Genomic DNA, 24617 nt, shown 5'->3' on the forward strand with positions numbered 1-24617 from the left:
GTTCGGTGCCGCAGGATTGCGAAATTATGACGACGAGCCAGCCTCGTCGATGCGCGCCAGCTTCGTCCGGGGGCGGGATGTTGCGGCCGCGCGACTATTTCGGCGGTTGCAGCCCGGGGGATTTGACCCAGTCGTGCAGATGATTGGCTAATTCAGCCTGGCGCGCCTTCTTGAGCAGGGCATCCCGCTCGGGGCCGGGAGGCAGGCTGGCGGCGTCCTCCTTGACCTGCTTCACCCATGCGGAGAGCCGGTCTTGAAGGGTCAGTTGTTGCTTGAAACGTCGCCGCTTGAACATGGCACGATCCTGTCCGTGCGCGGAAGGACGTGAGCGCAATCGGGGTTCTCATCATCGGTAGCCGCCGCGGTCCCGCGCGGGGTGATGATTGATTAGGATCCATAAACGGAACGGCGTCTGTTCAGTTGTGTGCACAGCGCACGGACGAGCCGGATGGCTGACCATCGCGGTGGCGCTGTTTGCTCACGACGAGCAACCTCACCGGCAATAAGGACCTCCCGCATTCAACCTGGGGTTAGGCTGAAACACGGGACAGCCGTCCAATCGTAAAAGAACATATTGCGAACCTAGAACAAATAGGGTACATTGCCTTTATCGCCGCGCCGCCTCGCAACTGTTTGTCCCTCGCGCGAATCCTCGCCATAAGGAGCACGACCAATGTCCGCCACTGCCCTGCGTATCGTCGAAGGATCTTCCATGGACAAGAGTAAAGCTCTGGCCGCCGCGCTCTCGCAGATCGAGCGCCAGTTCGGCAAGGGCTCGGTGATGAAGCTCGGCAAGAACGACCGGTCGATGGATGTCGAGGCGGTGTCGTCGGGCTCGCTCGGGCTGGACATCGCGCTCGGCATCGGCGGCCTGCCGAAGGGCCGGGTCGTGGAAATCTACGGGCCGGAATCCTCGGGCAAGACCACGCTGGCGCTGCATACGGTCGCTGAGGCACAGAAGAAGGGCGGCATCTGCGCCTTCATCGACGCCGAGCACGCGCTCGATCCGGTCTATGCGCGCAAGCTCGGGGTTAACATCGACGAGCTCCTGATTTCGCAGCCCGATACCGGCGAGCAGGCGCTGGAGATCTGCGACACGCTGGTGCGCTCGGGCGCGGTCGATGTTCTGGTGGTCGATCTGGTCGCGGCGCTGGTGCCGAAGGCCGAGCTCGAGGGCGAGATGGGCGATGCGCTGCCGGGCCTGCAGGCCCGCCTGATGAGCCAGGCGCTGCGCAAGCTCACGGCCTCGATCAACAAGTCCAACACCATGGTGATCTTCATCAACCAGATCCGCATGAAGATCGGTGTGATGTACGGCTCGCCGGAGACCACGACGGGCGGCAACGCGCTGAAATTCTATGCCTCCGTCCGCCTCGACATCCGCCGCATCGGCGCGATCAAGGAGCGCGACGAGGTGGTCGGTAACACCACGCGCGTCAAGGTGGTCAAGAACAAGCTGGCGCCCCCCTTCAAGCAGGTCGAGTTCGACATCATGTACGGCGAGGGCGTCTCCAAGATGGGCGAGATCCTCGATCTCGGCGTCAAGGCCGGCATCGTCGAGAAGTCCGGCGCCTGGTTCTCCTATGACAGCCAGCGCCTCGGCCAGGGCCGCGAGAACTCGAAAGCGTTCCTGAAGGCCAACCCCGACATCACCGCCAAGATCGAGACCGCGATCCGCCAGAACTCCGGCCTGATCGCCGAGCAGATCCTGGCCGGCACGCCCGAGCGCGATGCCGACGGCGAGGAGCCGGCGGACGAGTAAGATTTGACGCGAAAGTTTTTCGCGAGGAGCGGGCACTGAGGACGTTGAGTTGCCGACGTCTTCGGTGCCCGTTTCGGTTTGCATGGGCAAGGGCGCGTCGAGATGAAGCGTGTCATTCTGACTAGTTCGTCCGGCGTTGGTCTCACCTATGCCGGTCGTGCTGACATGGTCATCCCGTTGATCTTTCGGTTCGTTTGGGGGCCGTTGCCTACGTCGCACCACCTCGAGGCCTATCTTACGGGAGGCTATTACAGGGGCGATCCGGAGGTGCGGTGGTCCGATCTTGTTGGCCGGTTGCCTCAGACCGGTCTCGCGCACAAGGAAACTGGCCTGGTTCGGTTTTGCGAGACCTATGGTGTCGAGCTCATCGAGCTGTGGTTCGACCCTGAGCCTAACAGTCAATTGCAATTGATCTGGATCCTGGACTATTTGCGGTCCCATCCATCGATCACCCATTGTCTGAGACTGCGACGGGTCAATTTCGATCTGCGCGAAGCGGACGGCCCGCAACTTCGCGATCGTACGGTGCGGGAATCGGAGATCGCAGAGTGCGACTTCGAGATAGCCAACATGGCCTGGGAGGCGTATCGGGCGCCGACGCCTGAACTTTGCTTTGGGTTGCTGACAAGGGATTTACCCAGGCTACCTTTCCTGAAGCCGGCTCTGGAAGCGTTGCTAGCTGAACTGCCGTCACCAATCACCGGATTGGGCGCGACGGAGGCGCGGCTTATCGAGCTGATTGCAAGGGGGCACAACCGTACTAAAGAACTGTTTCAGCCGGGCGGGCTGCTCGAAACGCGCGTGTTCGACCAGTGGGAGCTGGGTCCGTTGCTCGAAGGGCTTGCGTCGGGCCCGATGCCGGCGGTCGCAGGTCTCGATCCGAAACTCGCGACGCTCGCCCCGCACGATGCGCGAGGTCGCAACGCCGCCTATCGTCGGAGCCGGTTGTCGCTGACTGAATTTGGCAAAGCGGTTCTGGAAGGCCGCGAAGATTTCCGTCGCCACAATCCGATCTGACGTTGGTGGGGCGGTACGCTGCTCACCAATGAGCGGCTGTGGCGGTGGGATCGCGAAAGCCGGTTGCTGGTTGCGCCTTGAAGCGCGTTCGGAACCGTAGGCGGGGCTAACCCACCCTACAAACCCTACTCCGCGGCTTGCGCGTAATCGCTCACCGGCGGGCAGGAGCACACCAGGTTGCGGTCGCCATAGACGTTGTCGACGCGGCCGACCGGGCTCCAGTACTTGTCGGTGCGCGAGGTGCCGGCGGGGAAGCAGCCCTCGCTGCGGCTGTAGGCGCGCGTCCAGTCGTCATCGGCGATGTCGTGCACGGTGTGCGGCGCGTGACGCAGCGGAGAGGCTTCGATCTTGAAGCGGCCGGCCTCGACCTCGGCGATCTCCTTGCGGATCGCGATCATGGCGTCGCAGAAGCGGTCGAGCTCGGCCTTCGATTCCGACTCGGTCGGTTCGATCATCAGCGTGCCCGGCACCGGGAAGCTCATGGTCGGGGCGTGGAAGCCGTAATCGATCAGGCGTTTTGCGATGTCGTCTACGGTGACGCCGGACGTCACCTTCAGCGGACGGGGATCGACGATGCACTCGTGGGCGACACGGCCCTTCTCGTTCTTGTAGAGCACCGGGAAGTGCGGATCGAGGCGGGCTGCGATGTAGTTGGCGTTGAGGATCGCAATCTCGGTGGCGCGCTTCAGGCCTTCGCCGCCCATCATCAGGATGTAGATGTAGGAGATGGTCAGGATCGACGCCGAGCCGAACGGCGCGGCCGAAACCGGGCCGACCGGGGCATCCGCCTGCGTTGCCGGGTGTCCGGGCAGGAACGGCGCAAGGTGCGCCTTCACGCCGATCGGACCCATGCCGGGGCCGCCGCCGCCATGCGGGATGCAGAAGGTCTTGTGCAGGTTGAGGTGGCTGACATCGGCGCCGTAATCGCCGGGCCTGGAGAGCCCGACCTGGGCGTTGAGGTTGGCGCCGTCCAGATACACCTGGCCGCCATGGCCGTGCACGATCTCGCAGATCTCGCGGATATGCTCCTCGAACACGCCGTGGGTCGAGGGATAGGTGATCATGATAGCGGCGAGGTCGTTCGAATGCTTCTCCGCCTTGGCGCGGAGATCATTGACGTCGACGTCGCCGTTCTTCTCGCAGGCGACCACCACCACGTCCATGCCGGCCATCGCGGCCGAAGCGGGATTGGTGCCGTGGGCGGAGGAGGGGATCAGGCAGATCTTGCGGTGCGTCTCTCCGCGCGCGGCATGATAGCCGCGGATCGCGAGCAGCCCGGCATATTCGCCTTGCGCGCCCGAGTTCGGCTGCAGCGAGATCGCGTCATAGCCGGTGATGTCGCACAGCCAGCTCGAAAGCCGTGCGAACAGGGCGTGATAGCCCGCGGCCTGCTCGCGCGGCACGAACGGATGCAGCGTCGCGAATTCCGGCCAGGTCAGCGGCATCATCTCGGTGGTCGCGTTCAGCTTCATGGTGCAGGATCCCAGCGGGATCATGGCGCGGTCGAGCGCGAGGTCGCGATCTGAGAGCTTGCGCATGTAGCGCAGCATCTCGGTCTCGGAGCGATGCGCATGGAACACCGGATGGGTGAGGAACGCGGTGGTCCGCTTCAGCGCCTCCGGCAGCGCTTCGCGCGTGGTCGCGTCGATCTCGGCATAGGCAAGCGTGCCGCCGAAGGCGCGCCAGACCGCTTCGACCGTCGCAGGCGTCGTGGTCTCGTCGAGCGCAATGCGCAAGGCGGTTTCGCCTACGCCGAGATTGATCTTCTCGGCGGCCGCGCGCGCGACGATCTCGGCGCGCTTGGCGCCGGCATCGACGCTCAGCGTGTCAAAGAACGTCTCCGATTGCGGCGCAAAGCCGAGCTTGCGCAGGCCGCTCGCCAGCACCGCGGTGCGGCGATGCACGTTGCGCGCGATCTGCGAGAGGCCTTCGGGGCCGTGATAGACCGCATACATCGAGGCGATCACGGCAAGCAGGACCTGCGCGGTGCAGATGTTGGAGGTCGCCTTTTCGCGGCGGATGTGCTGCTCGCGGGTCTGCAGCGCGAGCCGATAGGCCGGCATGCCGCGCGAATCCACGGAGAGGCCAACGATGCGGCCGGGCAGCGAGCGCTTCAGCGCATCGCGCACCGCCATATAGGCCGCGTGCGGTCCGCCATAGCCCATCGGCACGCCAAAGCGCTGCGCCGAGCCGATCGCGATGTCGGCCCCGAGCTCGCCGGGCGAGGCGATCAGCGTCAATGCCAAGAGATCGGCGGCGAGAATCGCGAGCGCGCCTTTGGCCTTCAGCGTCGATATCGCGGGCCTGAGGTCGCGCAATGCGCCCGAGGAGCCCGGATATTGCAGCAGCGCGCCGACCACGTCCGCCTTGTCGAGATCGGTGAGGGGATCGCCGACGATCAGGCTCCAGCCGAGCGGCTCGGCGCGGGTGCGCATCACCGCCAGCGTCTGCGGGTGCACGTCCTGGTCGACGAAGAACGCCTTTGCCTTGACCTGCGAGTGCCGCTCCGCCAGCGCCATGGCTTCGGCGGCGGCGGTGGCCTCATCGAGCAGCGAGGCGTTGGCGACGTCGAGCCCGGTGAGGTCGCAGATCATGGTCTGGAAGTTGAGCAGCGCTTCCAGCCGGCCTTGGCTGATCTCGGGCTGGTAAGGCGTGTACGCCGTGTACCAGGCCGGATTCTCCAGAATGTTGCGCTGGATCACCGCGGGCAGGATGGTGCCGGAATAGCCTTGGCCGATCAGCGAGGTGAAGACCTGGTTCTGCCGCGCCAGCTCGCCCATATGCGCGATCGCCTCGGTCTCACTCAGCGGCTTGCCGAGATCGAGCGGGGCGGCCTGCCGGATCGCGGCCGGCAGCGTTTCCGCCATCAGGGCGTCGACGCTCTTGGCGCTGACGGTCTCTAACATGGCGGTGACGTCGCGCGCCGACGGGCCGATATGGCGGCGAACGAAACTGGCGGCGGTGTCGCCGTTGGTCTTGCGGTGCGCGGTCATCGCTTGCTCCATCGTCCTTAAGCCGTGTGGGCCTTGTAGGCGGCTTCGTCCATGAGGCCGCCGAGCTCGCTCTTGTCGGCAATCTTGATCTTGAAGAACCAGGCCTTGCCCTGCGCGTCCGAGTTCACCAGCGCCGGCTCGGATGCGAGCTCGGCATTGGCCTCGAGCACTTCACCCGAGATCGGGGCGTAGACGTCGGAGGCGGCCTTGACCGACTCGACGACGGCGGCGGCTTCGGCCTTCTTCAAGCTCCGCCCGACCTTCGGCAGTTCGACGAACACGACGTCGCCGAGCTGCTGCTGGGCGTAGTCGGTGATGCCGACGGTGGCGACATCGCCGTCGATCGCCAGCCATTCGTGGTCGGAGGTGTACAGCGTCGTGGTCATTACGAATCCTCAGCGTTTGTAGGTGTTCTTGACGAAGGGCATGGCGGCGACGGCGAGCGGCAGCCGCTGGCCGCGCACCTCGGCGAACAGCTTGGTGCCGAGCGCGCTCAGATTGGTGGGCACGTAGCCCATCGCCACCGGCGCATTCAGGCTCGGGCCGAAACCGCCCGAGGTGACTCGTCCGATCGGCTCGCCGGCATTGGCGTCGGCAAACAGCAGCGCGCCCTCGCGCACCGGGGCACGGCCCTCGGCACGCAGGCCGACGCGGCGGCGGGACGCGCCGTTGTCGAAATGCGCGAGGATCTTGTCCGCGCCGGGAAAGCCGCCGGCGCGCGCGCCGCCGCTGCGGCGGCTCTTCTGCACCGACCATTCCAGGGCGGCCTCGACCGGCGTGGTCGCGGTGTCGATGTCGTGGCCATAGAGACAGAGACCGGCTTCCAACCGCAGGCTGTCGCGGGCCCCGAGGCCGATCGGCAGCACGTCGGGATTGTCCAGCAGCGTTCTGGCGAGACGGTCGGCATCGCCTGATGGAACCGAGATCTCGAACCCGTCCTCGCCGGTGTAGCCGGAGCGCGAGACGAAGCACTTGATGCCGGCGACCTCATGCGGACTGGCGTCCATGAACTTCATGGACGGCGCCGCCGCACACAAAGTCGCCAGCACCGTTTCGGCCTTCGGGCCCTGCAGCGCGAGCAGCGCGCGGTCGGCGAGGGGATCGATCACGCAGTCGTCGGACAGATTCTGCCCGCAGATGCGCCTCGTCCTCCGCCTTGCAGGCGGCGTTGACGACCAGGAACAGGTGATCGCCGAAATTGGCGACCATGAGATCGTCGAGGATGCCGCCGTCCTTGTTGGTGAACTGGGCATAGCGCTGCCGTCCCGGCGCAATCGCCACGATGTCCTGCGGGACCAGCCGCTCCAGCGCGCGGGCGGCGTCCTCGACCTTGCCGGACTTCGGCCGGAGCGCGACCTGGCCCATATGGGAGACGTCGAACAGGCCGGCTGCGCTGCGGGTATGGAGGTGCTCCTTCAGCACGCCCGCGGAATATTGCACGGGCATGTCATAGCCCGCGAACGGCACCATCTTGCCGCCCAGGGAGACATGAAGCCCATGAAGGGGCGTACGTTTCAGAGAGTCTTGGTCGTGCGCTAGCATCTGAGGGGCCCTCGGCGGTTCCCCGGGGACGATTCCCTGAGGACACCAGTCGAAGCCCCATCTGTCGCTGTGCCTGAGAGTATTATCCCGTCGGCGGACGCAGTCCGGGTCTAGACCCGTCGGCGCCTCTTTCCAGATGCTGTCAAAGCCACGCGGTCCTTTTGCCTGAGAGTTTCCGGGGCGGTTGCTCCTTCGGCGCCGGCTGCCTAAAGCCGGTCTCTCCCGACGTGGCCGTACGATACAGATGGGTAGAGACCACAGGCCAGCCAAGCCTGTCAACGCGTCCGTGCGCCCTATCAACGGGATTGCAGCGGAATTGAGCGGCTGCGGCAACCCTCTGATCTGCTTGCACAGTTTCTGGACAGGAAAGCTGGCCTTGTCTAAAAGCGCTTTGGCCCGCAGATATCAGCCTTAACGTTACGGTTTGGATGGCGAGAAGCGGGTTCTAAAGCGCGTCATCGCGCTTTAGCTCTTTGTTTGAGCATGATCTTTTCGGAAAACCGCTTCACACTTTTCCGGATCATGCTCTAGCACACCCGATTGGATGAACATGAGCGGCGTCAACGAGATCAGGTCGACCTTTCTGAACTTCTTTGCCGAGAACGGCCACGAGATCGTGGCGTCCTCGCCCCTCGTGCCGCGCAATGATCCGACGTTGATGTTCACCAATGCCGGCATGGTGCAGTTCAAGAACGTCTTCACCGGCGTCGAGAAGCGGCCGTACCAGCGCGCCACCACCTCGCAGAAATGCGTGCGCGCCGGCGGCAAGCACAACGACCTCGACAATGTCGGCTACACCGCGCGCCATCTCACCTTCTTCGAGATGCTCGGCAACTTCTCGTTCGGCGACTATTTCAAGGAGCGCGCGATCGAGCTTGCCTGGAAGCTGATCACCGGCGAGTTCGGGCTCAAGAAGGACAAGCTGCTGGTCACGGTCTACCACACCGACGACGAGGCGGCAGGCCTGTGGAAGAAGATCGCCGGCTTCTCCGACGACCGCATCATCCGCATTCCGACCTCGGACAATTTCTGGGCGATGGGCGATACGGGGCCGTGCGGTCCGTGCTCGGAGATCTTCATCGATCGCGGCGAGCACATCTGGGGCGGGCCTCCGGGCTCGCCGGAAGAGGACGGCGACCGCTTCCTCGAATTCTGGAATCTCGTGTTCATGCAGTTCGAGCAGGTGACGAAGGAGGAGCGCCAGCCGCTGCCGCGTCCCTCGATCGACACCGGCATGGGCCTGGAGCGCATGGCCTGCATTCTGCAGGGCGTCGAGAGCGTGTTCGAGACCGACCTGTTCCGCCATCTGATCGACGCGACCTCGTCCGCGCTCGGCAGCGGGCCGAACGAGCAGAACGTCGCCTCGTTCCGCGTCATCGCCGACCATCTGCGCTCCTCCGCGTTCCTCGTCGCCGACGGCGTGCTGCCCTCGAACGAGGGCCGCGGCTACGTGCTGCGCCGGATCATGCGGCGCGCGATGCGCCATGCGCAGCTGCTCGGTGCGCAAGAGCCGCTGATGCATCGGCTGGTCTGGGCGCTGGTGCGCGAGATGGGACAGGCCTATCCCGATTTGATGCGCGCGGAGAATTTGATCGAGGAGACGCTGCGGCTGGAAGAGACCCGCTTCCGCAAGACGCTGTCGCGTGGCTTGGCGATTCTGGACGAGAAGAGCGCTTCCTTAAAGAAGGGTGACATGTTTGACGGCGACGTCGCCTTCACGCTGTACGACACCTACGGCTTCCCGCTCGACCTGACGCAGGACGCGCTGAAGTCGCGCGGCATCGGCGTCGACCAGGCCGCGTTCACCGACGCGATGGAGCGGCAGAAGGCGAAGGCCCGCGAGTCCTGGAAAGGCTCGGGCGAGGCGGCCTCCGAGGCGATCTGGTTTCCGCTGCGCGAGAAGCTCGGCGCCACCGAATTCCTGGGCTACGAGACCGAGAGCGCCGAGGGCGTGGTGTCGGCGCTGGTCAAGGACGGCACTGAGGTCACCAGCCTGAAGGTCGGCGACATCGGCGCCATCGTGCTGAACCAGACGCCGTTCTACGCGGAGTCCGGCGGCCAGGTCGGCGACACCGGCGTGCTGACGGGCGAGGGTGGCATCAAGTTCCGCGTCACCGACACGCAGAAGAAACTCGGCGATTTCTTCGTCCATATCGGCAAGGTCGAGCAAGGCGAAGTGAAGCTCGGCACCGCGCTGCAGCCTCGAGGTCGATCATAGCAGGCGCTCCTCGATCCGCGCGCATCATTCGGCGACGCATCTCATCCACGAGGCGCTGCGCCAGGTGCTCGGCGACCACATCGCCCAGCGCGGCTCGATGGTCGCGCCGGACCGGCTGCGCTTCGACTTCGTGCATCCGAAGCCGATCACGGCGGAGGAGCTCGCACGCGTGGAGGACATCGCCAACGAGGTGGTGCTGGAGAACGACGAGGTCACCACGCGGGTGATGGGCGTCGACGAGGCGCGCGAGGCCGGCGCTCGCGCTCTGTTCGGCGAGAAATACGGCGACGAGGTCCGCGTCGTCTCGATGGGCAGAACGGCGCGCGAGCGCGGCGCCAACGCGCTCGGCTGGTCGGTCGAGCTGTGCGGCGGCACGCATGTCAGGCGCACCGGAGACATCGGCCTGATCACGGTGACGAGCGAGAGCGCGGTGGCGTCCGGCGTGCGCCGCATCGAGGCGCTGACCGGCAATTACGCGCGCAGGCACGCCAACGAGACCATGGCGCTGGTGAAGACCGCGGCGAACGAGCTGCGCACCTCCCTCGACGACGTTCCGGCGCGCATCGCCGCGCTCATGGAGGAGCGCAAGAAGCTCGAGCGCGAGCTCTCCGACGCGCGCAAGAAGCTGGCGATGGGCGGCGGTACCTCCGCCGGCAGCAATGGCGCGGCTTCGGCCGTGCGCGAGGTCGGCGACGTCAAGCTGATGGCGCGCGCGGTCGAGGGCATCGAGATGAAGGATCTCAAGAGCCTGGCCGACGACGGCAAGAAGCAGATCGGCTCCGGCGTCGTCGCCATCGTCGGCGTCACCGAGGACGGCAAGGCCGGAATCGTGGTCGGCGTCACGCAAGATCTCACTGCGCGCTTCAACGCCGTGAACCTCGTCCGCATTGCCTCCGAGGCGCTCGGCGGCAAGGGCGGCGGCGGCCGGCCCGACATGGCGCAGGCCGGCGGCCCCGACGGCGCCAAGGCGACCGAGGCATTAGCTGCGATCGAAAAAGCGATGGCAGGCGCTTAAGTCGCCATGTCCTCCGTTCCGCGAGGACGTGGGCTTCGCGATCCCAACGTGAGGGATCGCCTCTACGAATTGCTGGAGCACGACCCGCTGGCCTATTCGGCCGGGTCGCGCTTCATCCAGCTCATCATCGGCCTGATCGTGCTCAATGTGGCGGCGATGATCCTCGCCTCCGTGCCGGAGCTGGATGCCCGGTTCGGCACGCTGTTCCAAGCCACCACCATCCTGGCCGTGATCGTGTTCGCGCTGGAATATGCCGCGCGGCTGTGGACGGTGGCCGGCCACACCCAGCGCAAGGGATCCGCACTGTCCGACCGGCTTGGCTATGCCTTCTCGGCGCTCGGCCTCATCGACCTCATGGCGTTCCTGCCCGCGGCCATCGTGCTGGCCACCGGCGAGCACCCGACGCTGGCGGCGCTCGGGGTGCTGCCGTTCTTCAAGCTGGTCCGCTATTCGCCGGCGATGCGCTCGCTGCTCGCCGCCGTGCATGCCGAGCGGCGGGCGCTGATCGGCTGCATCGTGATCCTGATCGGCGCGGTCCTGACCTTCGCCTCGCTGCTCTACGCCATCGAGCGCGACGTGCAGCCGGACAAGCTCGGCACCATCCCGCAGGCGATGTGGTGGGCAATCGTGACGCTCGGCACCGTCGGCTATGGCGACGTCGTGCCGGTGACGCCACTCGGCAAGCTGATCTCCACATTCGCCATCGTCAGCGGCTTCGCCATGATCGCGCTGCCGGTCGCGATCATCTCCACCGCATTCGCGGAAGAGGTCAAGCGGCGCGACTTCGTCGTCACCTGGGGCATGCTGGCGCGGGTGCCGCTGTTCTCGCATCTGTCGGCGGCGGAGATCGCCGACATCATGCGCCTGCTCCGCGCACGCACCATCGAGCAGGGCGAGGTCCTGGTGCGGCGGGGCGATGCGGCCTCGTCGATGTATTTCATCGCCGCCGGCGAGGTCGAGATCGCGCTGCCGAGCCAGCATGTGCGCCTTAGCGACGGCACCTTCTTCGGCGAGATCGCGCTATTGCACAAGACCAAGCGCAGCGGCACGGTGACGGCGACACGCAAGACGCGGCTGCTGGTGCTCGACGCCCAGGATTTTCACGCCTTGATCGCGCGCATGCCGACGCTCGCCGACCACGTCCACGAAACCGCGAAGGCGAGGCTCGCCGATACCGGCGACCTCGCGCTGGCGGAACTGGCGCAGGCGGAGAAGGAAGGCACCGACCGCTGAGCGGCGGCTCACATCAAGGGAGGCTCGTCATTGCGAGGAGCCCGCGACAAAATTGCGGAGCAATTTTGCGCTGATGCGACGAAGCAATCCAGACTGTTTCCGCGGAGGGATTCTGGATTGCTTCGCTTTGCTCGCAATGACGGCGTGGTTGGCGGCTTACGCCGCCAACTCCTTGCCGAGGTTCTCGGCGACCTTGTCGAGGAAGCCGGTGGTCGAGAGCCAGCGCTGGTCGGCGCCGACCAGGAGCGCGAGGTCCTTGGTCATGTAGCCGGCCTCGACGGTGTCGACGCAGACCTTCTCCAGCGTGTTGGCGAACTTGGCGAGCTCGGCATTGTTGTCGAGCTTGGCGCGGTGGGCGAGGCCTCTGGTCCAGGCGAAGATCGAGGCGATCGAGTTGGTCGAGGTCTCCTTGCCCTTCTGGTGCTCGCGGTAGTGGCGGGTCACCGTGCCGTGGGCGGCTTCCGCTTCCACGGTCTTGCCGTCAGGGGTGAGCAGCACCGAGGTCATCAGGCCGAGCGAGCCGTAGCCCTGCGCAACCGTGTCGGACTGCACGTCGCCGTCGTAGTTCTTGCAGGCCCAGACATAGCCGCCGGACCATTTCAGCGCCGAGGCCACCATGTCGTCGATCAGGCGGTGCTCGTAGGTCAGGCCCTTGGCGTCGAAGTCCTTCTTGAACTCGCGGTCGAAGATGTCCTGGAAGATGTCCTTGAAGCGGCCGTCATAGACCTTCAGAATCGTGTTCTTGGTCGACAGGTAGACCGGGTAGCCGCGCAGCAGGCCGTAGTTGAAGGAGGCGCGGGCGAAGTCGATGATGGAATCGTCGAGATTGTACATCTCCATGGCGACGCCGGCGCCGGGGGCCTTGAACACCTCCTTCTCGATCACGGTGCCGTCCTCGCCGACGAACTTCATCGAGAGCGTGCCCTTGCCCGGGAACTTGATGTCGGTGGCGCGGTACTGGTCGCCATAGGCGTGGCGGCCGATGATGATCGGCTTGGTCCAGCCGGGAACCAGGCGCGGCACGTTCTTGCAGATGATCGGCTCGCGGAAGATCACGCCGCCGAGGATGTTGCGGATGGTGCCGTTCGGCGACTTCCACATCTGCTTGAGGTTGAACTCCTTCACCCGGGCTTCATCGGGGGTGATGGTGGCGCACTTGACGCCGACGCCGACCTTCTTGATCGCCTCGGCCGCGTCGATGGTGACCTGATCGTTGGTGTGGTCGCGGTACTCCATGCCCAGGTCGAAATAGAGCAGCTCGACATCCAGGAACGGGTTGATCAGCTTGTCCTTGATGTACTGCCAGATGATCCGGGTCATCTCGTCGCCATCGAGCTCGACGACGGGATTGGATACTTTGATTTTTGCCATGATCGGGGAAGCCCTCTTGGGAACGGCGCCATCGGCGCCACGTGAATATCCGCCGCCTCTTAGCACCTGATAGCAACGGGCGAAAGCCAAGGGATTATGCACTTTTAGCCGATCCAGCCCCCACAGATGGGGAGCAAGGCCCGGCCGCGGCGGACCGGCAGGGGTGAGGTTTCAGGCGAGATTCAAAAGTCGAATCCAACCCGTTATTTCCCTTGAGAATTTCGTCAGGACAGGCAAACGACGGGCGGACAACCCGGCCGGCCCAGCGCGAGCCTGAAAGGCCGGCTTGAATCAATTCCTGAGAGCGCCTTGCCAAGGCCTTGAGAGTGAAAGCGAAGCGAGATGTCGGGGACTGACAAGAGCAAGGCGGGACTTTCCCTCGACGGTCCCATCGTGATCCTGGTCGAGCCGCAGCTCGGCGAGAACATCGGCATGGCCGCGCGCGCCATGGGCAATTTTGCCCTGAGCCGGCTGCGCATCGTCAACCCAAGGGACGGCTGGCCCAACATCGCCGCCCAGCGCGCCGCCGCCGGCGCGGACCACATTCTGGAGAAGGTCGAATTGTTCGGCACGGTGGAAGAGGCGGTGGCCGACCTCGACCTCTTGTTCGCCACCACCGCGCGCCCGCACGACCAGGCCAAGCCCGTGGTCGGGCCGGAAGCGGCAGCCGCTGAAATATCCGGGCATATCGCCACGGGAGGCAGGGCCGGTATCCTGTTCGGCAGGGAGCGCTGGGGGCTGACCAACGAGGAGGTCGGGCTCTCCAACCGCATCATCACTTTCCCGGTCAATCCGGGCTTCGCCTCACTCAACCTCGCCCAGGCCGTGCTGCTGGTCGGCTATGAATGGTTCAAGCGGATAACCTCGGGCGAGCTGCCGCACGCCATGCCGGAGCGCTCCGAGCGCGCCTCGCAGCACCAGATGCAGGCCTTCTTCGACAACCTCGTGCGCGAGCTCGACAAGGTGGAGTTTTTGCGCCCGGCCGAGAAGCGCGACACCATGCTGGTCAACCTGCGTAACATCTTCACCCGGATGGAGCCGACCAAGCAGGACATGCACACCCTGCACGGGGTGGTGATGGCGATCGCCGAGGGGCGCAAGGGCCCGGCCAAGGGCGGCGTGCTCGACGGCGAGCAGGCGACGCGCCTGCGCGCGCTGCTGGCCGAGCACGGGCAGGGCGGCGGCGTCCCCGACAGCGGCTCGACCGTGCGCGGCCTCGCCCGCCTGCTCCGCCGCAACCCGACCGACGCCGAACGCCTGCTCTGGCAGGCGCTGACGCGCGACCGCCGCTTCGCAGGTGGATTCAAGCGTCAGACGCCTGTGGGGCGCCACATCCCGGACTTCGTCTCGTTCCCGCACCGGATCGCGATCGAGCTGGTCAACCCGGGCGAGGGCGAGGCGATCGCGGCCGACCGCGCCGGGCGGCGGACCTGGCTGGAAGCGCGGGACTATCGCGTGCTCGACATTCGGGCAGTGGATGTGGAGCGCGATCTGGAGGCGGAGCTGGTGCGGCTTGCTGGGATGATGGAGCAAGGATCGACCGATTAAGAGGAGAAAGCCTACGGTACGAGCGGGCCTAGCTGACCACTATCAGGATTTCCCTTGGGTAATGTCCATATTCTGGTTTCGTTCACTTTAAGGTCGCCGTCTCAACGTGTGATGGAGTTCTGACAGCGATTCCATCTTCGTAACCTCCTATGTCAGCACCGGCGCACCTCGATTGGCTCGTCAATACGGGCAACACAATTACTACTGCCGACGGTCACAGGGTCGAGCTCTGGGAATTAAACCACGCCGGCGACGCAGCGGTCCTCTCGTCCTGGGCGAAGCATTTTCGCGAGCATTATTGTGACGACCCAATGCTAGCGGAGCTAGCGAACGGGACTGGTCTCACGAAGGGGGAGTTCTTGACAGAGATGAAATTTCCGGATGCCGCGGCTGCGCCAGGGCCGAGCGTCCGCTCCGGCGATTTCGCCGAAATTATCGTTGCCGACTACATTGAATACAAACTGGGTTACTGGTGTCCGCGTAAGCTGCGATACGAGTTCAAGTGGAACCGCAACGAGTCCACCAAAGGATGCGACATAGTTGGATTTAAATTCGTACAAGACGGTGCTGTGAGCCCGCAAGACGAACTGTTTGTTTTCGAAGCAAAAGCGCAGTTGGCACCGGGCGCGCCGCAAAATCGGCTGCAGGTTGCGATCGATGACTCGAATAAAGATAAGCTGCGCGAGGGGATGACGCTCAATGCATTGAAGCAACGCTTCCTTGAACGGGGCGAACGCGCGCCGGCTACCAAAATCGAGCGATTCCAAAACGAGACTGACAGGCCATTCAAGCGTATTAGCGGAGCGGCAGCCGTTCACGATATAGAGACGTTTGATCCAGTGCAGGCGTCGACGGTCACGACAGCCGCGCATTTCAATGGGCCAAATCTGAAACTGATCGTAGTTATGGGGCCTGCGATGATGCAGCTCGTTCATGCACTTTATCAGAGGGCTGTAGATGAGGCCTGAACGCGAAGCACGCCGTCTCCTCTCAACGACGCGCTCTAAGGCGAAGATGTATGAGTACGACGTGCCAGAAGATGAGCACATCGAACTTACTCAATCGCCAAATAAGCTCTTCTCGCTGGCGGTCGGGCTGTTGGGCGATGCAGCTGCGGCAATTGCTGACACTTCTTCGAGTAGTGCGCGTCAGCAAGTTCAGCCGGAAGCGCTCATGTTTGCCGGCACCTACTTCGATGCCTATCTGCAAAGCAAACTAGATGATTTTGCCGAAAGCGAATTTCCTCTCCTCGCTTCGGCGAGCTTTTACCTCAGCGGCAATCCCGGCAGTTCGAAAGTCCTCATTAATCAGGCTGCGCCGCCTGCGCAGAGCCTAGGCTCTGGCCTTGCCCTACTGACCTACATGCTGCTGCGGGGGGACTATGACGGACTTCCTGTCGGCCCCTATCAGCAGCCTGGGACATCGGCGCTTCTCAACTTGTCGGCCTATCTTAGTGGCGAAGGAGGCGTGGAAGCTGTCTTCAATCCCGCCGCGTCCATCCGCAAAGACGCTTATGAGAGTGGCGACGGTCGCGAATTGCTTTACGCGGATTTGATCACTGCGATCATTAGCAAGAAAATCAACGCAGCCGCCGTGACGATCTTACCCGATGCGTCAGGCGTCGACATCGATACTTGGCGGCCATTCCTTGGCCGGGACGAGTTTCCTCGCGAGCTCTGGCCTTCACAGCAGCGAATATGCGAGGCCGGCGTTCTGTCTGGAAGATCTGCCTTAATCCAAATGCCGACGAGCGCCGGAAAGACTCGCGCTACGCAGCTAATATTGCGCAGTGGCTTTCTTGCGAACCGGTTCTCGCTCGTTGTGATGGTGTGCCCATTCCGTTCTCTCTGTCACGACATTCGTAGCGATATGGCCTACGCCTTTGCTGGCGACAACGTAGCTATCAATGAAGCGACCGATAGCTTCAAGAGGATCTGTCGATCGAGGCGCTGTTCGAGCAGAAGACCATTCTTATCGTCACGCCAGAGAAATTGCTTTACCTGCTTCGTCGTACTCCTGAACTCGCCGATCAGATCGGACTGGTCGTGTATGACGAAGGACATCAATTCGATAGCGGTGCGCGCGGGGTGACCTACGAGTTGCTCCTTACATCCTTGAAACTTCTTCTCGGTTCAGAAACGCAGGTCGTTCTGATTTCTGCCGTCATCGCTAATGCGGCGCGCATTGCCGAATGGCTTTTGGGCGACGCCAACTTGGTTGTGGACGGGACTGGCCTTCTTCCGACCTCGCGAAGCATTGCATTTGCGAGTTGGCGTCATCCCCTTGGGCGGCTTGAGTATGTAGATCCGCTCGACCCGGACGATGTCGAGTTCTTCGTTCCGCGTGTGATCGAGAAGAGTATTCTTGATCCGAGGCCCAAGAAGTCGAGCGAGTTTCCTCGCCCGAAGAACGGTCCTTCAGTTGGTCTTTATCTCGGTCTCAAGCTCGTCCGCAACGGAAACGTAGCGCTATTTTGTGGCCGCAAGGACGCTGCGGCCAAGATCTGCGAGGACGCTGCGGATTTATTCGAACGAACTGAGCAGTTCGATGAGCCGCTTGAAATGTCGGATACTCATGAGGCAGAAAGAATTGCGGCGTTATTTGGTAGGGAGCTTGGTGAGGGCGCTCCGGCTTCTCGTTCCGCTGCGCGTGGTATCTTCCCCCATCACGCGAGCGTGCCGCACGGCCTGCGGCTTGCAATCGAACATGCAATGAAGATTGGCTCGATCCGGTTTGTTGTATGTACGTCCACCCTCGCTCAAGGTGTTAACCTACCGATCAAGTACCTAATCGTAACAAGCGTCAATCAGGGCAAGGATCGCATTCTCGTTCGCGATTTTCATAATCTTATCGGACGTGCCGGTCGCGCCGGAATGTATACTGAAGGTAGCGTAATCTTTGCGGACAACTCGATCTTTGACGACAAGGGGCAGCGCAGGGGGCGCTGGCGTTGGAGGGGTGCAAAAGAGCTGCTGGACGCTAGCAATTCGGAGCCGTCGGCAAGTAGTATTTCGGCGATGTTTGAGCCGTTTGCTTACGGGCAGCGCGAAAAGCAGGTTGTGCGTATCGACGCTGGGGAATTACATCAACTCCTATACTCTGATGATAACGCGGAGTTGGCAGGATCAGCCGAGCTCGCCCGCACGAGGAACCCAAACGTAAAATCCAGAGATTTCATCAAGTTCTTGCAGGAGCGAGCGCGCATCGTCCAGGGGATCGCATCGTTCCTTTTGGCGCACTTGAATTTCGAAGAGGAGGATTGCCCGAACGCGCGGTGGAGCTGGCTAAGAATACGCTTGCGCATTTTCTGGCTGATGATGTGCGGCGCTTACAGATCGAAAGCGTCTTTCGCAATATCGCAGCGAGCCTCGTAGCGCGCGCTACTACTGAGGACGTCCGGCAGACGCTGCGCCGCTCGCCGTTGGCGCCACGGTCAGTCGAAGCATTGCGCGCGTGGCTTGAAGCCAATGTCGAGACGCTGAAGCAGGCGGCCGTTGCAGGGAGCTTCGCTTCTGCTGTCGTTCCAATGATGCTTCAGCACAACCGTCACTCAACAATTGCAGCTTTGTCAACGCAGGAGATTCTTCCGTCTCTGGTGCAAGCGTGGCTCTCTGGTGAGACCTTCGCGACGATCTTCGGTCGCATGATCGAGGCAGACGTTCGAATTGGCGGCAACAATCGCAAACCGAAAATTGAGGACGCGGTCGCACTTTGCGAAGGTGGATTCGGCTACGAAGGCGCCATGGTTGTTGCTACCCTTGCCGACCTTGCGGAGGATCTGGATGGCTCCATCAACGAAGCGTTCAAGATTTTGCAACGCCAGATGAAAGCCGGACTCGCGACTGGGCCGGCGCTCGGCATGTACGAAGTTGGATTTGCCGACCGCGAGATCGCCAAGGATATTGGAGAACATTTTCCGCAAGTAACGAATTTCGGGAGTGCGCGAGCGTGGGTGCGCGCAAATGGCGATTTTACCCGGGCCGTTATTGCCCCGTTTCCACGGTATTTCCAAGCCGTACTCGATGAGTTGTTGGCTTGAACGTAGAGATCGCAGTTTGCGCGAGTCGCGGAGCTGACGATATTTGAGTTCTAATCTGTGTTGGTGGCTGACTTGTCCCGTCCGAGCTGCACCTCGGAGGGATGATAGCTAGACAACCGCGTGTCCGGTGTTCCCGCATGTCGCTGCGCTCATACGGGCTACGGATGAGGCCGATCAGACCGCCTCCAGCTGATCCGCCCCGCGCTTCTTCTTCGTCTTCGATTGCCCGAGCAGCGGGCCTGCCGTCAGTGCCGCCGTATCCGCCACGCCCGGGTCGCGCGAGATCATCGCGGCGACGATCGCGCCGTCGATGAGGAGGCCGAGCTGGTGCGCGAGCACGGCGGGCTCGCTCGAGCCGAGCTCGCCGGCGAGCTTCTCGATGTGGCCGAGCACGATCTTCTTGTGCTTCAGCGCGATGTTGCGGAACTGTTTGGCGTCCTTGTCGTGCTCGCCGACCGCGTTGATGAAGGGGCAGCCGTAGAACCGCTCTTCGGCGAACCAGCTCTTCAGCGCCGGAAAGATGCGCGTCAGCTTGGCCTGCGCGTCGCCGCCGCCTTGCTCCATGGCGGCGATGAACCATTCGCGCCATTGCTTGCCTTCGCTTTCCAGCACCGCGTTGACAAGGTTGGTCTTGGAGCCGAACAATTTGTAGAGCGTGGTCTTCGCAGTGCCGGCCTCCTCGATGATCGCATCGATGCCGGTGGCGTTGATTCCTGTTCTTGCAGAACAGATGCGACGCGGCGCTGAGCAGGCGCCCGCGTGCGGATCTGTCGTCGCCGGTGGCGGCGTGGGGCGAAGTCTTCTTCGATGACGTCTTTGCCATAAGCTGCAACTTAATCGCAGCTGCATCACATCAGCAAGCCGCATCTGGTTGGCGCTGAAAAGATCTGCACCCGCTCAAGCATCTGCTCCGCCTTTGAGCAGGAGGTGGGCTGATCAATCCACCGGCAGCGACGCTAAGCGGCTCCAATGCTTCGCCTTTCGCTTTCTGGCCGGTTCTGGCACGCTCCATGCAAGGAAACAGACCGTTCGGTATCCTGCCGATTTCCACTTCTGCCAGGGAGAAGACGATGACTGCGGTCGTTCAGAAGACAGTGCTGACGGGGTGCCTCGCGCCCATCGACAAGAATGGGCTCGAGCAGCTGATCGCCAACGGCAAGGCGAATCCGAAGGTGGTCAAGACCTTGAAGTGCAAGACGGTCGCGGAAGGAAAATTCCGCCACGCCAACTACATCCGCAATCTGCCGCCCTACATCGTCGACGAGCCGCCGGGGCTGCTCGGCGACGACACCGCGCCCAATCCGTCGGAAGCCTCGCTCGCCGCGCTCGGCTCCTGCCTCGCCGTCGGCCTGCACGCCAACGCCGTGCACCGCGGCTGGATCGTCAACAAGCTCGAGCTCGAGCTCGAAGGCGACCTCAACATCACCGCGGTCTGGGGCACCGGCGACACCTCGGACAAGCCGGTCGGCTTCACCGACGTGCGCGTCAAGGTCGACATGGAATGCGAGGGCATCGCGCAGGATGAGATCAACGCGCTGGTCGCGCATGTGAAGAAATGGTCGCCGGTCGCCAACACCTTCACCCGGCCGGTCAATCTCGAGGTCGGCATCTAGCAGGCGGCAATCAGGACAAGGTGCGGGAGACGATCATGGGTTCACTGGCTTTATCGCGGGCCGCAGTTCTGGATCAGCCCGCACCGTCCATTGCGGGCGAGGTGGCGCGGATCGCGCGCGAGCAGCTCGCTCCGCTCGCGGCCGGCATCGACGACGGTTCGGTCTATCCGGCCGAGGTGCTGCGCAAGTTGGGCGCGGTCGGGGCGTGGGGCAGTCACGTGCCTCACGAAGGTCCCGCCGATCTGCGCTGCGCCATCCAGACCATGGCGGCGATCGGCGAGGTCTGCGGGGCGACCGCCTTCATGGCCTGGTGCCAGGACACACTGGTCTGGTACGCCGCCAACTCGACCAATATGAAATTGGCGAAACGCTTCGGCGATGCCTTCTCGACCGGCCGGGTGCTCGGCGGCACCGGCCTCTCCAACCCGATGAAGAGCTTCTTCGGCATCGAGAAGCTCAAGCTGAAGGGGCGCAAGGTCGAGGGCGGCTACATCGTGCGCGGTGCGCTGCCCTGGGTCTCCAATCTCGGCCCCGACCATTATTTCGGCACCATCTTCGAGCGTGAGGACGACCAGGGCACCGCGAGCGGCGAGCCCGGCACCGTGATGTTTCTCGCCGATTGCTCGGATCCCGCGATTACCCTGACGCCGTGCAAGCCGTTCCTCGCGATGGACGGCACTGGCACCTATGGCGTCCAGTTCCGCGACGTCTTCGTGCCGGACGAGCTGATCCTCGCCGATCCCGCCGGGCCCTTCGTCAAGAAGATCCGCGCCGGCTTCATCCTGCTGCAGGCCGGCATGGCGCTCGGGCTGATCAAGGACTGCATCAACATCATGGGCGAGGTTGATGGTCCGCTCGGCCATATCAACCGTTATCTGCCGCAACAGCCGGTGCATTTCGGCGATCTCGCCGCGGAGATCGAGGCCGAGACCATGGCGCTGGCGCGCGATCCCTACAACGAGGAGGAGGCTTACTGGCGCCAGGTGATCGCGCTGCGCTTGCGCGCCGGCGAAGCCAGCGTCGCGGCGGCGCATGCGGCGATGCTGCATTGTGGCGCGCGCGGCTATTTGAAGGGCCATCGCGCGCAGCGGCGCCTGCGCGAGGCCTATTTCATCGCGATCGTCACGCCGGCCACCAAGCAGCTGCGCAAGATGCTCGCTGATTCCTGAGCTCACGAGTCCACCCCAGAAGACCACTTAACCTCAACGGAGAGGCTGCCAATGACGGACGTTCTGATCTCTGCCAGCGAACTTGCCGATCTCTTGAAGACGGAGCCGTGTGTCGTGATCGACACCCGCAATCCCGACGCCTATGCCGCCGGGCACCTGCCGGGCGCCGTGAACGTGCACGAGATCTTCACCTTTCTTGCGACCTCGACGCCCGAGGGCATCAGCGAGCTGAAGACCAAATTCGCCGACGCCTTCGGCGCGGCCGGCCTCTCCGGCAAGGAAACGGCCGTGGTCTACGAGCAATCGATGAATTCCGGCTTCGGCCAGTCCTGCCGCGGCTATTATCTGCTCACCATGCTCGGCTACCCCAAGGTCAAGGTGCTGCATGGCGGCTTCGACGCCTGGGCCGCCGCGGGTCTTCCCGTGACCAAGGACGTTCCGACGCCGGCAAAGGCCTCGTTCGCGATCGTGCCCGAGGCCGGCGAGATCCTGATCGACGCCAAGACCATGCTCGCCGCCGTCGGCAAGCCCGGCATCGCCATCCTCGACGTGCGCGACGTCGACGAGTGGATCGGCGACAGCTCGTCCCCGTACGGCAAGGATTTCTGCCCGCGCAAGGGCCGTATCCCCGGTGCGGTGTGGCTGGAATGGTACCGCATGATGAAGCCGACCGCCGAGGGCCCGCGCTTCAAGTCCAAGGACGAGATCCTGGCCGAATGTGCCACCGTCGGCATCACGCCGGCGACACCGGTCTATCTCTACTGCTTCAAGGGGGCGCGTGCCTCGAACACCTTCCTGGCGCTGAAGAACGCCGGCGTGAAGGACGTGCGGATGTACTTCGGCTCCTGGAACGAATGGTCGCGCGATCCGTCGCTGCCGATCGAGCATGGCTTGCCGATTGCAGCTGGTGTCACGACCAAGGCGGCGTGAGTGCACGCCTCGTTCTTCGAGACGACCGCTTCGCGGTCTCCTCGGGATGACGCTAAGCGGCATCGGTGCGTGTTGAAACTGCTGCCGCGCACTCCGCCCTCATCCTGAGGAGCCCGCCTAAAGCGGGCGTCTCGAAGGATGTGGTGCCCGCGGACGAGGCGCAATTCCCAGCGCCTTGATCCGCGAGGCCAAGGTGGTCGGCTTGACGTCGAGCATCTCGGCGGCACCGCCGGGGCCGAACACCTTGCCTGCGCAGACCTCGAGTGCAGCCAGGATGTTGGCGCGTTCGTGCTCGCGCATCTCGGATGAGGTCATGACCGCCGGTCGCGCATCGGCCTTCGGACGTGCGGCGCCGGTCAGAGCCTGCGCGCCGGAGCCGTCGGGCAGATCGATGCGCAGACGGCCGTTCTGGGACAGGATCGCGGCGCGCTCGATCACATTCTGCAATTCGCGGACATTGCCGGGCCAGTCGTAGCGGGTCAGCCGCCGCGCATCGCCCTCGGACAGACGCAGGTTCGACTTCAGCGCCTTGCCCTCGCGCGTCAGGAAGTGCTGGGCGAGCAACGGAATATCCTCGCGCCGTTCGCGCAAGGGGACGGTCTCGATCGGGAACACGTTGAGGCGGAAGTAGAGGTCCTCGCGGAAACGGCCGCGCTGGACTTCCTGCTTGAGGTCGCGATTGGTCGCGGCGATGACGCGGACGTCGACCGCGCGCGTGCGTGCCTCGCCGACGCGCTCGAAATGGCCTTCCTGCAACACGCGCAGCAGCTTGCCCTGGAGCTCGAGCGGAATTTCGCCGACCTCGTCGAGAAACAGCGTGCCGCCGTCGGCCAGTTCGAAGCGCCCGATGCGATCGCGCATTGCGCCGGTGAAGGCGCCGCGGACATGGCCGAAGAACTCGCTCTCGAACAATTCGCGCGGGATCGCGGCGCAGTTGACACGGATCAGCGGCCGGTCGCTGCGGGTCGAGTCCTCGTGGATGGCGCGCGCGATCAGCTCCTTGCCGGTGCCGGATTCGCCGGTGATCATCACGGCCGCCGCGGTCGGCGCCACCAGCTTGACCTGGCGCAGCGTCTTCTGGATCGCCTCGCTTCCACCGATGATGCCGCGCGGATTGGTCTCGATGCGGATTTCCTCCTGGAGATAGGCGTTCTCCAGCTCCAACCGCTCGCGCAGGCGGTCGACCTCGGCGAGCGCCGCGTGCAGCTTCTCGTCGGCCTCGCGGCGCTGGCTGACGTCGCGAAACACGACGACTGCGCCGACCACGACGCCGCGGTCGCGGATCGGCGTGGAGGTGTATTCGACCCAGGCCGGCGAGCCGTCCTTGCGCCAGAACACCTCGCCATCGACCTGATGCACGGCGCCGTCACGGAACGCCGCATAGATCGGGCAGGCGTGATCGGGGTAGTGGCGGCCGTCGTGGTGGGTGTGGTGCACGATCGGGTGGATCTCCTTGCCGACCAGCTCTTCGGCGGTCCAGCCCAGCATCCGCTCCGCCGCGGGGTTCACGAAGGTGGTCTTTCCTTCCGCGTTCACGCCATAGATGCCTTCGCCGGCGGCGCGCAGGATCAGCTGGTTCTCGCGCTCGATATCCTGAAAGACGCGCTCGACCCGCTGCCAGGTCGATATGCCGCTGCGCATGTGATCCTCGGCGGCGGCATCGACATTGCGCCGGCGGCGCGCGTCGAGATCGGTCAGCGTGAGCAGCAGCAGCGTGCGGCCGTCATGCGGCAGCACGCAGCCTGCATATTCGAGCTGGAGGTCTTGCCCCGTCGCGTGGCGCGGAGTGAGCGCCGTGGTCCAGTAGGCGCCCTTGTGCAGCACGGCCTGGGTGAAGACGGTGAGGGCCGGAAGCTCGCCGGCGTGGAGCGTGCTGGGCCTGGTCTGCCGCAGCAGTGCGCGGTCATAGCCGAGCAGGGCGCAGGCGGCGGGATTGGCATCGACGATCTGGTCGCCGAAGGGATCGACCAGCAGTGTCGCCTCGACCGAGGATTCGAACGCTGCGACGCGCGGATCGAGCGGGGGAGCCACCTCGTCGTGGGCGGGCATTGGCGTCGTTGCCATTGCGAAATCTCGTAATTGAACTACGAAATCTCGTTTATCACGAATTTTCGTAGTGACCAAGCGGGATGGAAAGTGTTGCGTCGTCAAGGCGCTGGCCGATCTG

At 63.8% G+C, this 24617-nt stretch carries 16 protein-coding genes, 3 pseudogenes and 1 riboswitch; of the genes and pseudogenes, 12 read left to right on the top strand and 7 right to left on the bottom strand.

What is annotated here, in order from left to right:
* Window positions 1–94: 94 nt before the first annotated feature.
* On the bottom strand, window positions 95–295 hold the full coding sequence (locus ACETMP_RS01365) for a hypothetical protein (RefSeq protein WP_028137392.1): 201 nt from the start codon (window positions 293–295) through the stop codon (window positions 95–97).
* 378 nt (window positions 296–673) lie between these two features.
* Here ACETMP_RS01365 and recA point away from each other — a divergent pair, with 378 nt between their 5' ends.
* Both recA and ACETMP_RS01375 read left to right on the top strand, forming a co-directional pair.
* Window positions 674–1762 carry a recombinase RecA gene (gene recA, locus ACETMP_RS01370; protein WP_375159630.1) on the top strand — a complete coding sequence of 363 codons (1089 nt, stop codon included), beginning with the start codon at window positions 674–676 and terminating at the stop codon, window positions 1760–1762.
* A 102-nt stretch (window positions 1763–1864) separates the two neighbouring features.
* Window positions 1865–2779 carry a hypothetical protein gene (locus ACETMP_RS01375; RefSeq protein ID WP_375159631.1) on the top strand — a complete coding sequence of 305 codons (915 nt, stop codon included), beginning with the start codon at window positions 1865–1867 and terminating at the stop codon, window positions 2777–2779.
* Window positions 2780–2904: 125 nt separating this feature from the next.
* On the opposite strand, the gene gcvP is transcribed toward ACETMP_RS01375, so the two are convergent.
* The 3 genes and pseudogenes from gcvP to gcvT form a co-directional block, all read right to left on the bottom strand.
* A complete protein-coding gene (gene gcvP, locus ACETMP_RS01380; RefSeq protein ID WP_375159632.1) occupies window positions 2905–5772 on the bottom strand; it encodes an aminomethyl-transferring glycine dehydrogenase in 2868 nt (955 codons plus the stop codon).
* A 17-nt stretch (window positions 5773–5789) separates the two neighbouring features.
* Window positions 5790–6158, bottom strand: coding sequence for a glycine cleavage system protein GcvH (gcvH, locus tag ACETMP_RS01385; protein WP_028137388.1), 369 nt, complete (start codon window positions 6156–6158; stop codon window positions 5790–5792).
* Window positions 6159–6167: 9 nt separating this feature from the next.
* Window positions 6168–7314, bottom strand: a pseudogene (gcvT, locus tag ACETMP_RS01390) (glycine cleavage system aminomethyltransferase GcvT).
* 144 nt (window positions 7315–7458) lie between these two features.
* Window positions 7459–7549: riboswitch (glycine riboswitch) on the bottom strand.
* 315 nt (window positions 7550–7864) lie between these two features.
* Between gcvT and alaS the strand changes: the two are divergent.
* Window positions 7865–10547, top strand: a pseudogene (gene alaS, locus ACETMP_RS01395) (alanine--tRNA ligase).
* 6 nt (window positions 10548–10553) lie between these two features.
* Window positions 10554–11780 carry a cyclic nucleotide-gated ion channel gene (locus tag ACETMP_RS01400; protein WP_375159633.1) on the top strand — a complete coding sequence of 409 codons (1227 nt, stop codon included), beginning with the start codon at window positions 10554–10556 and terminating at the stop codon, window positions 11778–11780.
* Between the two features lie 156 nt (window positions 11781–11936).
* Here the strand turns inward: ACETMP_RS01400 and ACETMP_RS01405 are convergent, their stop codons facing one another.
* The gene (locus ACETMP_RS01405) at window positions 11937–13151 is read right to left on the bottom strand and encodes an NADP-dependent isocitrate dehydrogenase (RefSeq protein ID WP_375159634.1); all 1215 of its coding nucleotides are present in this window, start codon (window positions 13149–13151) and stop codon (window positions 11937–11939) included.
* A 342-nt stretch (window positions 13152–13493) separates the two neighbouring features.
* Between ACETMP_RS01405 and ACETMP_RS01410 the strand changes: the two genes are divergently transcribed.
* The 5 genes from ACETMP_RS01410 (at window position 13494) to ACETMP_RS01430 (ending at window position 18738) form a co-directional block, all read left to right on the top strand.
* Complete coding sequence (locus ACETMP_RS01410; protein ID WP_375159635.1) at window positions 13494–14699, top strand: TrmJ/YjtD family RNA methyltransferase; 1206 nt, start codon at window positions 13494–13496, stop codon at window positions 14697–14699.
* A gap of 311 nt (window positions 14700–15010) precedes the next feature.
* Window positions 15011–15667 (top strand): Hachiman antiphage defense system protein HamA, encoded by a 657-nt coding sequence (locus ACETMP_RS01415; RefSeq protein WP_375161811.1) that lies wholly within the window; start codon window positions 15011–15013, stop codon window positions 15665–15667.
* Between the two features lie 46 nt (window positions 15668–15713).
* Window positions 15714–16790 (top strand): DEAD/DEAH box helicase, encoded by a 1077-nt coding sequence (locus ACETMP_RS01420; RefSeq protein ID WP_375159636.1) that lies wholly within the window; start codon window positions 15714–15716, stop codon window positions 16788–16790.
* Window positions 16691–18073: a helicase-related protein gene (locus ACETMP_RS01425; protein WP_375159637.1), complete on the top strand. Its 1383-nt coding sequence runs from the start codon at window positions 16691–16693 to the stop codon at window positions 18071–18073. Before ACETMP_RS01420 ends, ACETMP_RS01425 begins: the two co-directional genes overlap by 100 nt.
* A complete protein-coding gene (locus tag ACETMP_RS01430) occupies window positions 17959–18738 on the top strand; it encodes a hypothetical protein (RefSeq protein WP_375159638.1) in 780 nt (259 codons plus the stop codon). Before ACETMP_RS01425 ends, ACETMP_RS01430 begins: the two co-directional genes overlap by 115 nt.
* Window positions 18739–18912: 174 nt before the next feature.
* Here the strand turns inward: ACETMP_RS01430 and ACETMP_RS01435 are convergent.
* Window positions 18913–19561 (bottom strand): annotated as a pseudogene (locus ACETMP_RS01435) (TetR/AcrR family transcriptional regulator).
* A 247-nt stretch (window positions 19562–19808) separates the two neighbouring features.
* On the opposite strand from ACETMP_RS01435, the gene ACETMP_RS01440 reads away from it, so the two are divergent.
* The 3 genes from ACETMP_RS01440 to ACETMP_RS01450 are packed head-to-tail and all read left to right on the top strand — an operon-like array spanning window position 19809 to window position 22450.
* The gene (locus ACETMP_RS01440) at window positions 19809–20351 is read left to right on the top strand and encodes an OsmC family protein (RefSeq protein WP_257175433.1); all 543 of its coding nucleotides are present in this window, start codon (window positions 19809–19811) and stop codon (window positions 20349–20351) included.
* Between the two features lie 35 nt (window positions 20352–20386).
* On the top strand, window positions 20387–21520 hold the full coding sequence (locus tag ACETMP_RS01445) for an acyl-CoA dehydrogenase family protein (RefSeq protein ID WP_375159639.1): 1134 nt from the start codon (window positions 20387–20389) through the stop codon (window positions 21518–21520).
* Window positions 21521–21571: 51 nt separating this feature from the next.
* Complete coding sequence (locus ACETMP_RS01450; protein ID WP_375159640.1) at window positions 21572–22450, top strand: sulfurtransferase; 879 nt, start codon at window positions 21572–21574, stop codon at window positions 22448–22450.
* 117 nt (window positions 22451–22567) lie between these two features.
* Here the strand turns inward: ACETMP_RS01450 and ACETMP_RS01455 are convergent, their stop codons facing one another.
* Window positions 22568–24514, bottom strand: a complete 1947-nt coding sequence (locus ACETMP_RS01455; protein ID WP_375159641.1) for a sigma 54-interacting transcriptional regulator — start codon at window positions 24512–24514, stop codon at window positions 22568–22570.
* Window positions 24515–24617: the final 103 nt, after the last annotated feature.

Origin of the sequence: Bradyrhizobium dasycarpum (assembly GCF_042019905.1) — a bacterium.
GTDB classification, from domain to species: Bacteria; Pseudomonadota; Alphaproteobacteria; order Rhizobiales; family Xanthobacteraceae; genus Bradyrhizobium; species Bradyrhizobium japonicum_B.

Bases quoted from the DNA above. Each gene is read 5' to 3' on its own strand.
- ACETMP_RS01365 (WP_028137392.1), bottom strand. From the start codon at position 295: ATGTTCAAGCGGCGACGTTTCAAGCAACAACTGACCCTTCAAGACCGG.
- recA (WP_375159630.1), top strand. From the start codon at position 674: ATGTCCGCCACTGCCCTGCGTATCGTCGAAGGATCTTCCATGGACAAG.
- ACETMP_RS01375 (WP_375159631.1), top strand. From the start codon at position 1,865: ATGAAGCGTGTCATTCTGACTAGTTCGTCCGGCGTTGGTCTCACCTAT.
- gcvP (WP_375159632.1), bottom strand. From the start codon at position 5,772: ATGACCGCGCACCGCAAGACCAACGGCGACACCGCCGCCAGTTTCGTT.
- gcvH (WP_028137388.1), bottom strand. From the start codon at position 6,158: ATGACCACGACGCTGTACACCTCCGACCACGAATGGCTGGCGATCGAC.
- ACETMP_RS01400 (WP_375159633.1), top strand. From the start codon at position 10,554: ATGTCCTCCGTTCCGCGAGGACGTGGGCTTCGCGATCCCAACGTGAGG.
- ACETMP_RS01405 (WP_375159634.1), bottom strand. From the start codon at position 13,151: ATGGCAAAAATCAAAGTATCCAATCCCGTCGTCGAGCTCGATGGCGAC.
- ACETMP_RS01410 (WP_375159635.1), top strand. From the start codon at position 13,494: ATGTCGGGGACTGACAAGAGCAAGGCGGGACTTTCCCTCGACGGTCCC.
- ACETMP_RS01415 (WP_375161811.1), top strand. From the start codon at position 15,011: ATGCTAGCGGAGCTAGCGAACGGGACTGGTCTCACGAAGGGGGAGTTC.
- ACETMP_RS01420 (WP_375159636.1), top strand. From the start codon at position 15,714: ATGTATGAGTACGACGTGCCAGAAGATGAGCACATCGAACTTACTCAA.
- ACETMP_RS01440 (WP_257175433.1), top strand. From the start codon at position 19,809: ATGACTGCGGTCGTTCAGAAGACAGTGCTGACGGGGTGCCTCGCGCCC.
- ACETMP_RS01445 (WP_375159639.1), top strand. From the start codon at position 20,387: ATGGGTTCACTGGCTTTATCGCGGGCCGCAGTTCTGGATCAGCCCGCA.
- ACETMP_RS01450 (WP_375159640.1), top strand. From the start codon at position 21,572: ATGACGGACGTTCTGATCTCTGCCAGCGAACTTGCCGATCTCTTGAAG.
- ACETMP_RS01455 (WP_375159641.1), bottom strand. From the start codon at position 24,514: ATGGCAACGACGCCAATGCCCGCCCACGACGAGGTGGCTCCCCCGCTC.